The following is a 13951-nucleotide window of genomic DNA, read 5'->3' as shown; positions in this document are numbered from 1 at the left end:
TTCCCTCTCTCTCACTGATAACCATAGTCATCAACAAGAGCCAAGCTACTGTTTAAAGACTTTTCATCCAGTTACCCGGATTCCTAATACTGACTTTCAAACTCCGCCCTCTCCACCTTGCGGTTTTGAAGATATCAATTAACACTTCTGTGGTAATCCATTTCAGACAAATACCCTGAGGTCTTTGACCATTCATGTTTTAATTACGAGCTTTCAATCTGTATCCGAGATCGTACTCTCGGTCTTTTTATCTCTTACTTGGTTTAATAAATATCTTCCTAATTTCACCTAATCGCAAGATTTAAAGACCTTATTTCTCCACTATCTTTCCACCAAATATTATTCTAAATCAACACACTTATTCACTTTAAATAAATGGTTATCAACTTTTTAATCACATCTGGATACCCATCCCAGATAATTGGTTCGAACCCGGATTTAGTTGACTTTGATTCTCATCAAATAAGCATCTGCAGTGATGTATAAATACTTCTCCTCGCTGTCAAAAGTACAATTCGCCGTACCCTCACCAGTCAGGATAGTACCTAGGTGCTTTCCCTCCGAACTGATCACCCAAACTCCGCCTGGCCCAGAAGCAAAGAGAGTACCCGAACTATGAACTGTCAAACCATCAGGCAACCCAGGCAGCTCATCCCCTACACTTGAAGTAACATCCAATAAAATTCTCCCACTCAAAACATCTCCATTCTCATTCAAGCTGAAAGAATAATACCTCGCTTTTTCAGCATCAGATTGAGCTATGTAAAGTGTTTTATGGTCTGGACTTAACCCTATTCCATTTGGCCGACTAAGACTATCTAATAGCAAAGTCAAACTTCCATCAGTATCCAATCTGTAAACACCCTGAAAATCCAATTCCTTGGTATCCCAATCATCCAGACCATAAGGCGGATCTGTAAAGAATAATTGTCCAGAATTATTTAGAACCAAATCATTTGGGCTATTGAATTTATTGCCCTTGTAATCAGAAACCAATGCAGTAAAATCAGATGTCGGTGCGGAGAGCGGAGAATTCATTTTTGCAATACGTCTTTCTCCATGCTGACAAAGAATTAGATTTCCATCTCTGTCCAGAATCAAGCCATTTGCTCCTGGCTCTTTCTTATTTGTCTCTGAGCCTAGATATCCAGAAGGTTCCAAAAACAAACTCAGACTGTCAGCCTCTGTCCATTTCCAGATTTTGTTAGTCGGCACGTCTGTAAAAATCAATGCATTCTGATCAGCAAGCCAAAGCGGCCCCTCAGACCATTCAAATCCGGAAGCGATAACTTCGATTTCAGCTCCGACAGCTATCAATGAATTGATCTCTGAATCTATTCTCTCCACAGAACCAACCGTCTTATAAGGAGATTCTACCACCTCTGTATCAGAAGATGTTTTAGGGCTGGCGCAGGCAAAAGCTGAAACAAGGAGGCATAAAATACTTGAATTTCTCATATCTGAATATTTAATTTATCTATTTTAAAAGTATGGAGAAGTAATAATATCATGAATATATAAGAATAAGACAGGACAGAGAAGGACACTCAAATTCTATTTCATAATTATATTCAATTATTCAAAGGTTTTAACAGTAAATAGATTGGGTACGAAAAGGCGGGGATTATTCTCCGCCTTTTCACATTTATACTCCTGTATTTTATCTTATTTCCGCTCTGAAGGCAGCAAACCAAAAATCGGATTTGCAATATGCGATGAATTCATCAAGCCTTCCAATTCCTTAACTTTTTCCGGATTTTCTGTCGCTATATTATTCTGCTCCCCTATATCCACACTTAAATCATAGAGCTCGAATACAGGCTCCTTACTACCAAAAACCTGAAGCTTCACCGCTTTCCATTTGCCCTGTCTCACCGCTTGCTTCCCTCCTTGCTCGTGAAATTCCCAATACAAATACTCATGCTCCTTCTGGTCTTTTTGAGCCAATAAAGCTGGCAAAAATGAAATCCCATCTATAGTGTCTGGCGCTTTGGTACCAGCCACCGCAGCGAAAGTCGGCATGAGATCCCAGAATGCTGAAATGTGATCACTTTGCGAACCAGCTTTGATCTTACCTGGCCACCAGGCAATCATAGGCGTGCGTACACCGCCTTCATATAAGTCACGTTTGTGCCCGCGATAAGGCCCGTTACTATCGAAGAAGTCTGGGTCGGCCCCTCCTTCTTGGTGCGAACCATTATCAGAAGCAAATACGATCAAAGTGTTTTCAGCTAAGCCTAATTCTTCCAACTTAGCCAAGACCTCTCCTACATACACATCCATTCTTTCCACCATCGCAGCAAAAGCAGCATGCGGAGTTGGATGTGATTGGTACGCAGAGATAGTTAGATCAGGACCATATTCAGTTCCTTTACCTGCCGGATGCGGCTTCTCATCACCGAATTTGGCTCTGTACTTTTGAATAATTTCATCCTCTGGTGCGGCTAGTTCTGCGTGAGGCATTACGATGGGCATAAAAAGAAAGAAAGGATTATCCTTATTATTTTCTAAAAAAGAGATCGTCTCTTTCTGAATAGCATCAGGAGCATAAACCGTTTTTTCTACCCAACCATTTCCTTCGAGAACAATTTTATTACTGTTGTGCCAAAGATGCGCAGGATAATATCGATGCGCATATCTCTGGCAATTGTACCCATAGAACTCCTCGAAACCCTGACTATTAGGATCTCCGGTAGTTCCCACGAAACCCAAACCCCATTTCCCAAAAGCACCAGTCTTATAACCGGCACTTTCCATCACTCTGGCTATGGAGGGGATGGAATCAGGCATAGGATACTGACCTTCTGGCTGAACTTCCCGGTTACCTCTTATAGGTGTATGCCCCGTATGCAAGCCTGTCAAAAAGGAAGATCTAGATGGAGCACAGACTGTAGCACCTGAATAATGATTCGTGAAAAACATTCCTTCTTTCGCAAGTCGGTCTATGTTTGGTGTCTCTATGTATTGTTGACCCAAAAAACCCAGATCTCCATATCCGAGATCATCTGCAAGGATAAAAATGATGTTTGTCTTTTTTTCTACTTCTACCGTCTTTTCCTCTTTTGAACTAAAACCAGTAAACACTAGTGAGGAGGAAAGAAAAAGTAACGTTAGGAGATTAGTATAGCATTTTAACATGCCCTAAGATAATAAGATTTACTTCTGGCTAAAATATTGAATTATAAGATTTCACGCCTCTTTCTTGAACCAGTTTATTGCGAATCATCAAAACCCTATACGCTTCTAAGGGTTCTGCTGCTCCCCCAGCACGAACTCTGGCCTCGCACACCAAAGGTCTTACATCTATCAAATAAGCCATTTGTAGGATTTCCTGTGCTTGTGATCCTTCCCCATTCTGCTGGCACTCCTGTAATCTCTTTCTATCTACCAGCATGGCTTTGGTGTAGGCAATCGTAATCGCTTCCAAAGCTTGAATTAAATCGACCAAAGGATCCTGAGTATTATAACTTGCGTCAATCATCCAGGAAATACTATCCCAAGCTTGAGCCCCGTCTTGGTCACCTCCTATTAGTTCACAGAAAATCAAAAACAACTGATAAGGCTTAACACTACTAGGGTTCAGATCGTCATCACCATATTTACTATCATTGAAGTGAAATCCAGCGAGAAGGTTCTGATACATCAGAGTAGCTACGATCTGTTCAATATTCGTTTTGGGTAAATGGTGACCAAGATCCACCAGTACTTTAGCACGTGATCCCAATCTCTTGGCGAGCATAGATGAAGTTCCCCAATCAGGAACAACTGTATGATAACAATTAGGCTCATAAGGTTTGTACTCCAACATAAGATCCCAATCCGACGGCATGAATTCGTAGATCTCACGAAGTGACTCCTCCGTCCATCCTAGCGTACTTCTAAATTTGGACTGCCCAGGAAAATTACTCCCATCAGCCATCCAAACTGTCAGCCCCTTGCTCCCGAGCTTTTTACCTATATCGATTACATCCTCATTATGAGCGATAGCCTCTTCCCGAATAGCTTTGTTAGGGTTACCCAAGGATCCCAACTTGGCATACTGCTTCTGATTTTGATCCTGAGAACTAGTACTGTTCATCGAGTCAAACTCCAAATTGAGTTCATTTGCCAAGCCTTTTACCTCCTGATAATCCTCTGGCATATCCCATGGAATATATACAGAAACAGAATTGGTCTTGCAGGTCAATTGCTGTAACAGCCCGATATCTTCCAGCTTTTCATTTAGATTTCTAGGCTCACCGCCTGTCCTTGACTTCTTATTTCTCGCCCTGCCATTTCCCAAAGCGGCACTGGGAATAGCAATCTGAAATCCCTGAATTTTACGGATAACATGCTCAAAATTCAAATTTTGCTTTGAGAATCGCTCACGCAAAAGATCAATCGAACGGTTATGAAAGTCAGTGGAAGAAAAAGATGCTAGTTGGTCTTCTGTAATTCTCATGTTTACTGTGTTGTTGTTTCTCTATTACTCGAATTGCTCAAAAAATGGGCAAATGGAATCGGTTTGGATGTCGTTGAAAACCCTAGCATTTCTATGCAAAAAGAACAAGGCAGATGTGCTATCTCATGTAACAAGATTCTTTGATTTAGAAATAAAAATGATTAGTCTCCTACTATTCAATACATTATATTGAAATCACTGCTATACCCTTGATGTACTAGTTCAAAAACGACCATCCAAAATCTATTTTTTGATTTTCGTAGCATACTGATAATGCAAAAATCAGGTTAAAATCCCTTCTGTTGTTGGAAGAGCCAATAGCTCAACTCATTTCAAACTAGTTAACAATCAAAAAATAACTGGGGAGCGCAAGTTTTGGTCGAGCAACAATAGCTGAAGCTCTGATTAAACTAAGCAAAACACATGAATAGTCTGAAGTAAATAGAAGAATAGTTGAGACTCTTCAAGCGCAGACACTTACTATTATAGTCTTCATGCATTTTGATTATTACTTTTTAAATTACGGTCTAGATTAAGTTTATAATAAATCGCAAATAAATTAACAGTGATTGCTTCAGGTAGTAACCGTTTCCATACTACTATTTTCAATCCGTAACCAAAGTAAATTTGGTTATTAACTATTTTAATCAAATAAACAAGTGATTTTATGTTATAGTCAAAATATTACAACGATTAACAATCTAATAAATCAATAAAATTCCTTTTGTATTCAAGACAGCACAGGATACCTCAGGTAATATTTTCACCCATATTCACTATCAGAACAATCTGCTAAACGCAATGAGCATAACAACACAAAACTTTAAGCACGTAAGTTACCTTTGGGATGATGCAGTCGCATCCAAACTAGAGGGCAAAGAAGTTGATCTTCTTATTTACCGTTCAAATATACTTGGAGCCGATCTGAGAATCACAAATTACGGCGGTGGAAACACTAGTTGCAAAACCTACGAAGCGGATCCACTTACCAATGAAAAGGTAGAAGTAATGTGGGTAAAAGGCTCAGGTGGAGACATCGGAACCTTGACAAAAGCTGGCTTAGCCGGACTTTATGTAGACAAACTTCGAGCTTTGAAAGGAATCTATAGAGGTCTGGAATTTGAAGATGAGATGGTTGAACTTTTCAATCACTGTATCTACGACCTTAAGTCTAAAGCACCTTCCATTGATACGCCTTTACACGCATTTTTGCCATTCAAGCACATTGATCACTTGCATCCAGATGCTGCGATTGCTATTGCAGCAGCAAAGGATGGAGAGCAAATCACGAAGGATCTTTGGGACGGCCAGATTGCCTGGGTGCCTTGGCAAAAACCAGGTTTCGATCTTGGACTACAACTGAAGCAAGCACTTGACGAAAACCCAGGAATCCGTGGCATTATGCTTGGTGGGCATGGACTTTTCACTTGGGGAGATACTGCCTTTGAGTGCTATATGAATAGCTTGGAAGTAATTGAAACTGCTTCTGAATACTTGGCTCAGAATTACGGGAAAAATCGTCCTGTATTCGGAGGTGAAAAAGTACAATCTCTAGCTCCTGAGCAAAGAAAAAGTCAAGCAGCTAAACTTGCTCCTTTACTAAGGGGACTAGCTTCTTCGGAAAACCTAATGGTTGGTACATTCACGGATGCACCTGAAGTCCTTCAATTCATCAATAGTAATGATCTAAGCAAATTGGCTCCTATGGGAACAAGCTGCCCTGATCACTTCTTGAGAACAAAGATTTCTCCTTTGGTTTTGGATATTTCTGCTGATGCAGATCTTTCAGATCTTACTGCTTTGAAAGAACAAATCAATGTAGCATTCCAAGCATACAGAGAAATGTATGCTGATTATTATGAGAAGCATAAACATGCTAATAGCCCCGCTGTTCGAGACGCAAACCCGGTAATCATTATCTGGCCAGGTGTGGGCATGTTCAGCTACGCAAAAAATAAGCAAACTAGCCGTGTGGCAAGTGAGTTTTACATCAACGCAATCAACGTAATGCGTGGTGCAGAAGCTGTTTCTAAATACGTATCATTACCTCTTCAGGAGGCTTTCAATATTGAATACTGGTTACTTGAAGAAGCAAAACTTCAGAGAATGCCAAAAGAGCAGCCGCTTTCTAGAAAAGTAGCTTTGGTTACTGGAAGTGCTGGCGGAATCGGCTTAGCTATCGCAGAGAAATACATCAAAGAAGGTGCTTGCGTGGTAGTAACAGATATTGATGGAGACAGATTGCAGCAGACCAGCGATGCACTCTTGAAGAAATATGGAAAAGACGCATTCTTAGCAGTGAAACTGGATGTGACTGATGGAAAAAGCTTAGAAGCTGCTATGCAGGCTACTTGCCTACAATTCGGTGGAGTGGACATCATGGTCAACAATGCAGGTATTTCTATCAGCAAGTCATTTGAAGATCACACCGATCAAGACTGGGACAGACTGAATGATATCTTGGTAATGGGTCAATATCACATCTCCAAAGCTGGAGTTAAAATCATGAAGCTTCAAGGCCATGGTGGAGATATAGTAAACATTGCAAGTAAGAACGGCTTGGTAGCCGGAGCGAAAAACGTTGCTTACGGTACTGCTAAAGCAGCTCAACTTCATATGTCCAGATTAATGGCTGCAGAACTTGCTGAAGACAAAATCAAAGTCAATGTGGTGAATCCTGATGCAGTGATCGAAAACTCAAACATCTGGGAAGGTGGATGGGGCGAAAATCGCGCTAAGGCATACGGAATTGAAGTAAAGGACTTGCCTCAGTTCTATGCTAATCGTACCTTATTGAAAGAAAGTGTAAAAACCAGCGACATCGCAGACGCAGCATTCGTTTTTGTAAGCGGTCAACTTGGCAAAACCACAGGAAATATGCTTAATGTAGACGGCGGACTAGCTGCTGCATTCCCAAGATAGACTTGAATTAATAAACCTCGATTACACCTAGTACCCCACAATAACCCAAAATGCTATGTTAGTTGACAAATCGGAAAAGATCCACACGGACTCACGGACACCTAAATACATGCAGGTAGTCAATCTCATACTTGATGATCTTGATAGTGGTAAACTCAAAATCGGAGATAGAATCCCATCTATCAACGAGACGAGTTTCGACTTTCTGCTTTCCCGTGATACTGTAGAAAAAGCCTACAATGAACTTCGGGATCGTAGCATCATCACTTCTGTGAGAGGTAAAGGCTTCTACGTGAGTTCTACGAATATGACTAACAAAGTAAAGGTTCTATTAATCTTCAATAAGCTAAGTTCTTATAAGAAGATCATCTACTACTCTATTGTAGAGACTTTAGGAAATCAAGCGACGGTGGATTTACAGATCCACCATTATAATCGTACGATTTTCGAAAACCTTTTGGAGCGAAATCTGGGGCACTATAATTACTATGTCTTGGCACCTCATTTCTTTGATGAGAACACTCATCCAGAAACGTGCTATGACCTTATCCAGCAAATCCCTAAAGATAAACTCCTGATAATGGATCGTGACGTGAAAAATCATGAAAACGAATTCCCAGGAGTTTATCAGGATTTTGCTAGAGACATTCTCGAAGCACTTGAATCGGGCATTACCCACTTAAGGAAATACACGAGATTGACTCTTGTTTTCCCAAAAGGGGATATGTATCCAGTTGAGATCATTGATGGATTTAAGCGTTTTTGCTTCTTCCACAATTTCAACAACCTAATACTAGATGGAATCGATGATGAACAACTGTATGAAGGAGACTCCTTTATCGTATTGGCAGAAACTGACCTTGCCAATATTGTGAAAAAATCCCGTGAGCAGGGCTTTCAACTTGGAAAAGACATAGGAATCATCTCGTACAACGAGACTCCTTTGAAGGAAATTTTGGCAGAGGGAATTACCACTATCTCCACTGATTTCGTCGAAATGGGAACCACAATCGCAAATCAAATCCTAGGTGAAGAAGATAAAATCCCTCTGAAGAACCCATTCAAGATGATCATCCGAAAATCGCTCTGATAGCGTAACTATGAGTAAAATCCCAGTAACGGCAGTATTTGACATCGGCAGGACGAACAAAAAGTTCTTTCTTTTTGATGAAAATCTAACCGAAGTATACAGTTCCTACATACGTCTAGATCCTATTCCAGACGAAGACAATTTCCCGAGTGAACCTCTGGCACCGCTTGAAGAGTGGATGCTAAAGACATTTAAGGATGCACTGAAGTCAACAGAATATCAGATTAAACGATTGAATTTCTCCTGTCATGGAGCTTCTTTCGTGCATATTGACAAGAATGGTATTCCAGCCACTCCACTTTATGATTACCTGAAACCTTTCCCTGAAGACCTGTTGAATAGGTTTTATGAGGAAAATGGAGGAAAAATGAGTTTCTGTAGAGCCACATCTTCTCCACCTTTGGCCATGCTCAATTCGGGTTTGCAGCTCTACTTTATAAAATACGCTAAGCCGGATTTCTTCAAAAGAATTGCCCATTCCTTCCATTTTCCTCAGTACCTGAGTTTCCTATTTACGGGAGAAATGGTCTCTGATTACACCAGCATAGGCTGTCATACCGGACTCTGGGATTACGAAGCAAATGATTACCATGCCTGGGTAGATCGGGAAGAAATCAGAAAATTGCTTCCTCCTATTGTGCCTGGAAATACACTCTTAAAGACCAAACCAGAACTTGGCAACATCCCCTGCGGAATCGGAGTACATGATTCTTCCTCCGCTTTACTTCCTTACATCAAGCAAGAAAAAGAACCTTTTGCCTTGCTATCTACAGGCACTTGGGCTATTTGCATCAATCCATCCAACAAAACCAAGCTCAAGAAAAAAGAGCTTAAACGGGACTGCCTGCAGTTTCTCAGTATCAAAGGAGAACCCATTAAAATCTCCCGACTATTCATAGGAGAAGAGCACAAATATCAGGTGGAAAAGCTGTATGAGCACTTCCAAATGCCTCTTGGCACCTATAAGAAATTAAAATTCAGTGCGACTCTTTTTGAAAAAGTGCGAGATCACAAAGCCAAGCGCATTCACTTTCATTACCTCAAACCTGAGGATTACGGATTAGCTCAAGCCAATGAGAATGACTGGTCTCTTTTCCAAGAGTTTAATGAAGCATATTACACCTTTGTCCATGAGCTCACAGATCTGCAGACTGCAGCCATTAAACTTGTTCTAGACAATGCCCCGGTAGGTAGGCTTTTCATAGATGGTGGCTTCAATGCCAACGATATCTTTGTAGAGATGCTTCGCAAAAAGCTTCCTGAATTAACGATCATTCCAAGCGATTTCCCGAATGGCTCAGCATTAGGCGCGGCTATGCTGGTATCAATGGACTAGATGGTTTAATTTACATTTCCTATGAAATCGAGCATATCGCAAGCGTCACAGGAAGGAATGATTATCTATCAGGCGAGATTCCATCTGACCTTTGAAAATCTAACTATAAACAGATGAAAAAAGACGTCCCACATATTGGCCTATTTATCCCTTGCTACATCGATCAGTTTTATCCCAATGTAGCAATTGCTACTCTAGAACTGTTGGAGAAACTTGGCTGTAAGGTCACCTATCCACTCGGCCAAACTTGCTGTGGACAACCTATGTCTAATGCTGGTTTCGAAGCAGACACTGCTGGCACGACATCCAAGTTCATTAGTGATTTCGCCAAGTTTGACTATATCGTTGCTCCCTCTGGTAGCTGCGTATTGCACGTCAAAGAGCACTCGCCAAAAGTAGATAAGCTCAAGAAAAACCAAGAACACGTACAATCAAACATCTACGAACTCAGTGAATTTATCACCGACGTACTTAAAGTGGATTCGATCAAAGGTAGCTTTCCACATAAAATAGGTTTTCATGCTTCTTGCCATGGACTTCGAGGCCTAAGGCTTGCCAGTAATACAGAACTTAATGAACCCGCTTTCAATAAAACGCTCCAGCTGATGAAAGATCTGGAGGGATTGGAAATAGTGGAATTGACGAGAAAAGATGAGTGCTGTGGATTCGGCGGGACTTTCGCTGTAAGCGAAGAAGCTATCTCCGTGCAAATGGGCAAAGACCGAATCGCAGATCACGTAGATAAAGGCGTAGAAATCATCGTCGGTGGAGACATGTCTTGCATTATGCACATGCAGGGAATCGCCACACGAGACAAAGACAACGTACAACTCATGCATTTCGCAGAAATCCTAAACCAAGTCATGTCATGAGCCATCCGGAAAATGCGACCGTATTTCTGCAAGATAAAGAACGTGCCAAATGGCATGATGACACACTTTGGATCGTTCGCCAAAAGCGCGATGTAACTATACATCAAATCCCCGAATGGGAAAAGCTTCGAGAACTAGCTTCTCAGATCAAGGATCACACACTTTCGAAGCTTGATTTTTATCTCGAAGAATTAGAGAAAAATGCTACCGCAAATGGCATCAAAGTTCACTGGGCAGAAAATGCTGAGGAGCATAATCAGATCATTGGAAAAATCCTCGATGAGAAGAATTGCAAGGCTATAGTCAAAAGTAAATCTATCCTTACCGAAGAGTGTCATTTGAATCCATACCTGGAAGAAAAAGGTATTGAGGTAGTGGACACCGATTTGGGAGAGCGGATTATTCAGTTTCTAAAACAACCACCAAGTCATATCGTGATGCCAGCTATTCACTTGAAAAAGTCGGATATCTCAGATATTTTTCACGAGAAACTTCATACCGAAAAAGGGAATGTAGACCCTGTTTACCTTACATACGCAGCTCGCTTGCATCTACGTGAAAAATTCCTGCAAGCCAAAGTAGCTATCACCGGAGTCAATTTCGCTGTTGCAGAGACTGGTGAATTCGTGGTCTGTACCAATGAAGGTAATGCCGATATGGGCGTTCACTTAGCTGATACGCATATAGCTTGCATGGGAATAGAGAAGCTCATTCCTAGAAGAAAAGACCTGGGTGTATTTCTCCGTCTTTTAGCGAGATCCGCCACAGGCCAGTCTATCACGAATTACAATTCACATTTCAGAAGTCCATCTCCGGGTAAGGAACTTCACCTCATCTTGGTAAACAATGGCAGAACCAAGCAGCTTGCACGAGAGAAATTCAGAAATTCTCTCAAGTGTATCCGTTGTGGAGCATGCATGAACACCTGCCCGATCTATCGCCGAAGCGGTGGATTCAGCTACGGAAGCACTGTTCCGGGACCTATAGGCTCCATACTTTCCCCAGGAATTGATCTTAAGAAATACAGCACCTTACCTTTTGCCTCCACGCTTTGCGGAAGCTGCACCGATGTATGTCCCGTGAAAATAAACATTCACGAGCAACTCTACGAGTGGAGACAGGAAATCACCAAAGCACAAGGAGCGTCCTTGAAAGGCCTGTCAATGAAATTGGCCAATGGAATCTTTAAAAGCCCATTGGCTTATAAAATTTCAGGGAAAATGATGCGAGCATCTTTGAAGACCTTGCCTGACAGCATCATCTACAACCCGCTAAATGCTTGGGGAAAAGGTAGAAATCTACCAGAATTACCAGCAGAATCATTCAAAGATTGGTACAAAAAGAATAGAAACAAATGAGCAGCAAAGCATCCATATTAGCAGCGATCAAGGGATTGAATATGAAAGAGAAACCTCTTCCAGAGATTCCTGATTTTGAAGTTGCTCCTGACCTCGTAGAGGCTTACACTCATTCTTTGAATGGCAATAAAGGCACTGTGGTGAGTAAAGAGGAACTTGAACAGTTGATAATAGAAACTGGTTTTCCAAAAATATACAGTTCCTCTCCTACCTTTGAAGCCTTTACCAATTGTAAACTACCACAGCATCCCGCTGATTTTGCAGATCTGGATTTGGCGATTATAGAAGGACAATTTGCTTCGGCAGAGAATGCTGCAATTTGGCTGGATGAAAGCAATTTAGACCTCAGAGCAATCCCCTTTATCACAGCACACCTAGTGATTGTGATCAAGAAGGAAAACATCGTGGGAAATATGCACGAAGCTTATGATAGAATTGGAGACACAAATTCTGGCTTTGGTGTATTTATCGCTGGGCCTTCCAAGACCGCTGATATCGAGCAATCGTTGGTAATAGGCGCTCACGGAGCAATGAGCCTAAGAGTAGTGATTCTTTAAGCCAACTTTTTGGTCAAAGTAAAGCAGTTGTGATCTTTTCTAGTGCTACTATAGCATAGTTCAAATTCAATTTTGTCAGCTACTCTTTTACACAGAGGCAAGCCTACACCTGTCCCCTTTTCTTTCTTCGTACCATAAGAAGTTCTAGCTCGGAAAACGAACAATTCTTTCTGATCTGCAGGCGAAATCGTAGCTCCTTGATTGCAGACTGACCAGCTTAATTGTTTCTTATTGATATTAAGATCCAGGTTAATCGTTGAATTCATGGAAGAAAACTTGATAGCATTATCCAATAAATTTTTTAGAATAATCTTAATCTCATTGATCTCTAAAGAAATGTCTCTATCATCGCCTTCTATGGATACTTCTATCGTCTGGTTTTTCTCAATAGCTTGGACTAGCATCATCTCTTTCATTTCCAACGTAAGTTCTCGCAAGCTAATCTGATGAAGCTGGATAGGCGTATCCTCCAATTCGGTCATTACCCAGCTCAAGGTATTGTTCAATACCTTATTCAAATGGAAGCTTTGCCCTTTCAAATTCCTGAGAATTTGCTCCAATTCCCCTGGCTCAAACGCATCTTTGTCCACAAGTCCGAGGGTGGTATGAAGCATGCCTATAGGATTTTTTAAATCATGAGAGAGTAAGGCAATAAGCTTGTTTTTCTGGTCGTTGAGCATCTTCACTTCCTCGAGAGACTGCTCTTGTCTCTGCTTTATTTTATTGAGTAGTTGACTTTGGTTTTGGTAACTTTTAATGAAAAAATGTAGAACAGTAAATACAAACATACTAATCCACATGATCGAGATAGTATGATCAATAAATTGATTTTCGGGACCATCATAATAATGGACAACTTCTATATACCCTTGTGCTTCCCCATAAAAAAGGATAAAAAACATAGATATAGAACCAATAAACCAAACCCCTTTAAGCCAGCCCTGAATTAGCAAGGAAGAAATAACCAGCATTAAGAAAAAAGCATAGATGGTAGGACCATCATTCCCATCATTATAGAGGAAATTGAAGCAAATGACTACGTGAGCCAAGACCAGCAAAATATTTAATGCCAGTTGTACCCTGCCATATTTAGAAACCAAAAAATAGGCTATTATAAATGGAAAGGAAAGTCCTATTTTAACCCAAACAATGACTGGAGACATACCCAGAAATATATCCGAAATACCTAGCAGCAATAATAACACAAATGCTAAAAGTGAAATTATAATAGCTATTTGTTTCTGGATGTATTCCAGATTGGTAACGTTCTCCTCAGAAAGCATCAAGCCTTTGGTAAGCAGCATAAAAATCTTTTAGACTAAATTAAATCGCAAATTATAAAACTCAGTTAAATTAAGAGTCTGAGCAAAAGAAA

10 protein-coding genes are annotated in these 13951 nt (G+C 40.8%); 6 read left to right on the top strand and 4 right to left on the bottom strand.

What is annotated here, in order from left to right; genetic code table 11:
• Positions 1–438: 438 nt before the first annotated feature.
• The 3 genes from ESV85_RS17150 to ESV85_RS17140 form a co-directional block, all read right to left on the bottom strand.
• Positions 439–1458 (bottom strand): SMP-30/gluconolactonase/LRE family protein, encoded by a 1020-nt coding sequence (locus tag ESV85_RS17150; protein ID WP_146919762.1) that lies wholly within the window; start codon positions 1456–1458, stop codon positions 439–441.
• A gap of 207 nt (positions 1459–1665) precedes the next feature.
• Positions 1666–3138 (bottom strand): arylsulfatase, encoded by a 1473-nt coding sequence (locus ESV85_RS17145; RefSeq protein WP_146919760.1) that lies wholly within the window; start codon positions 3136–3138, stop codon positions 1666–1668.
• Between the two features lie 28 nt (positions 3139–3166).
• Complete coding sequence (locus ESV85_RS17140) at positions 3167–4441, bottom strand: TIM barrel protein (RefSeq protein WP_146919758.1); 1275 nt, start codon at positions 4439–4441, stop codon at positions 3167–3169.
• Positions 4442–5242: 801 nt separating this feature from the next.
• On the opposite strand from ESV85_RS17140, the gene ESV85_RS17135 reads away from it, so the two are divergent.
• From ESV85_RS17135 to ESV85_RS17110, 6 genes are all read left to right on the top strand, one after another.
• Positions 5243–7363, top strand: coding sequence for a bifunctional aldolase/short-chain dehydrogenase (locus tag ESV85_RS17135; RefSeq protein WP_146919757.1), 2121 nt, complete (start codon positions 5243–5245; stop codon positions 7361–7363).
• A gap of 55 nt (positions 7364–7418) precedes the next feature.
• Entirely contained in the window at positions 7419–8453 is a 1035-nt protein-coding gene (locus ESV85_RS17130; protein ID WP_146919755.1) for a GntR family transcriptional regulator, read from the top strand.
• 10 nt (positions 8454–8463) lie between these two features.
• Positions 8464–9789 (top strand): FGGY-family carbohydrate kinase, encoded by a 1326-nt coding sequence (locus tag ESV85_RS17125; protein ID WP_146919753.1) that lies wholly within the window; start codon positions 8464–8466, stop codon positions 9787–9789.
• 113 nt (positions 9790–9902) lie between these two features.
• Positions 9903–10661 carry a (Fe-S)-binding protein gene (locus ESV85_RS17120; protein ID WP_146919751.1) on the top strand — a complete coding sequence of 253 codons (759 nt, stop codon included), beginning with the start codon at positions 9903–9905 and terminating at the stop codon, positions 10659–10661.
• Complete coding sequence (locus ESV85_RS17115; RefSeq protein WP_146919749.1) at positions 10658–12019, top strand: lactate utilization protein B; 1362 nt, start codon at positions 10658–10660, stop codon at positions 12017–12019. The genes ESV85_RS17120 and ESV85_RS17115 overlap by 4 nt, the downstream gene beginning before the upstream one ends.
• Positions 12016–12576, top strand: coding sequence for a lactate utilization protein C (locus ESV85_RS17110; RefSeq protein WP_146919747.1), 561 nt, complete (start codon positions 12016–12018; stop codon positions 12574–12576). Before ESV85_RS17115 ends, ESV85_RS17110 begins: the two co-directional genes overlap by 4 nt.
• Here the strand turns inward: ESV85_RS17110 and ESV85_RS17105 are convergent.
• Positions 12573–13880: a sensor histidine kinase gene (locus ESV85_RS17105; RefSeq protein ID WP_146919745.1), complete on the bottom strand. Its 1308-nt coding sequence runs from the start codon at positions 13878–13880 to the stop codon at positions 12573–12575. The genes ESV85_RS17110 and ESV85_RS17105 overlap by 4 nt on opposite strands.
• Positions 13881–13951: the final 71 nt, after the last annotated feature.

This window comes from Algoriphagus aquimarinus (assembly GCF_007997215.1).
GTDB lineage: Bacteria > Bacteroidota > Bacteroidia > Cytophagales > Cyclobacteriaceae > Algoriphagus > Algoriphagus aquimarinus_A.
Note: the sequence above shows the minus strand (reverse complement) of the source record. Positions and strands in the feature narration are given on the sequence as shown.

Excerpts from the sequence above, each read along its gene's own strand:
- ESV85_RS17125 (WP_146919753.1), top strand. The coding sequence starts at position 8,464 with ATGAGTAAAATCCCAGTAACGGCAGTATTTGACATCGGCAGGACGAAC.
- ESV85_RS17115 (WP_146919749.1), top strand. The coding sequence starts at position 10,658 with ATGAGCCATCCGGAAAATGCGACCGTATTTCTGCAAGATAAAGAACGT.
- ESV85_RS17140 (WP_146919758.1), bottom strand. The coding sequence starts at position 4,441 with ATGAGAATTACAGAAGACCAACTAGCATCTTTTTCTTCCACTGACTTT.
- ESV85_RS17150 (WP_146919762.1), bottom strand. The coding sequence starts at position 1,458 with ATGAGAAATTCAAGTATTTTATGCCTCCTTGTTTCAGCTTTTGCCTGC.
- ESV85_RS17105 (WP_146919745.1), bottom strand. The coding sequence starts at position 13,880 with ATGCTGCTTACCAAAGGCTTGATGCTTTCTGAGGAGAACGTTACCAAT.
- ESV85_RS17135 (WP_146919757.1), top strand. The coding sequence starts at position 5,243 with ATGAGCATAACAACACAAAACTTTAAGCACGTAAGTTACCTTTGGGAT.
- ESV85_RS17110 (WP_146919747.1), top strand. The coding sequence starts at position 12,016 with ATGAGCAGCAAAGCATCCATATTAGCAGCGATCAAGGGATTGAATATG.
- ESV85_RS17130 (WP_146919755.1), top strand. The coding sequence starts at position 7,419 with ATGTTAGTTGACAAATCGGAAAAGATCCACACGGACTCACGGACACCT.
- ESV85_RS17145 (WP_146919760.1), bottom strand. The coding sequence starts at position 3,138 with ATGTTAAAATGCTATACTAATCTCCTAACGTTACTTTTTCTTTCCTCC.
- ESV85_RS17120 (WP_146919751.1), top strand. The coding sequence starts at position 9,903 with ATGAAAAAAGACGTCCCACATATTGGCCTATTTATCCCTTGCTACATC.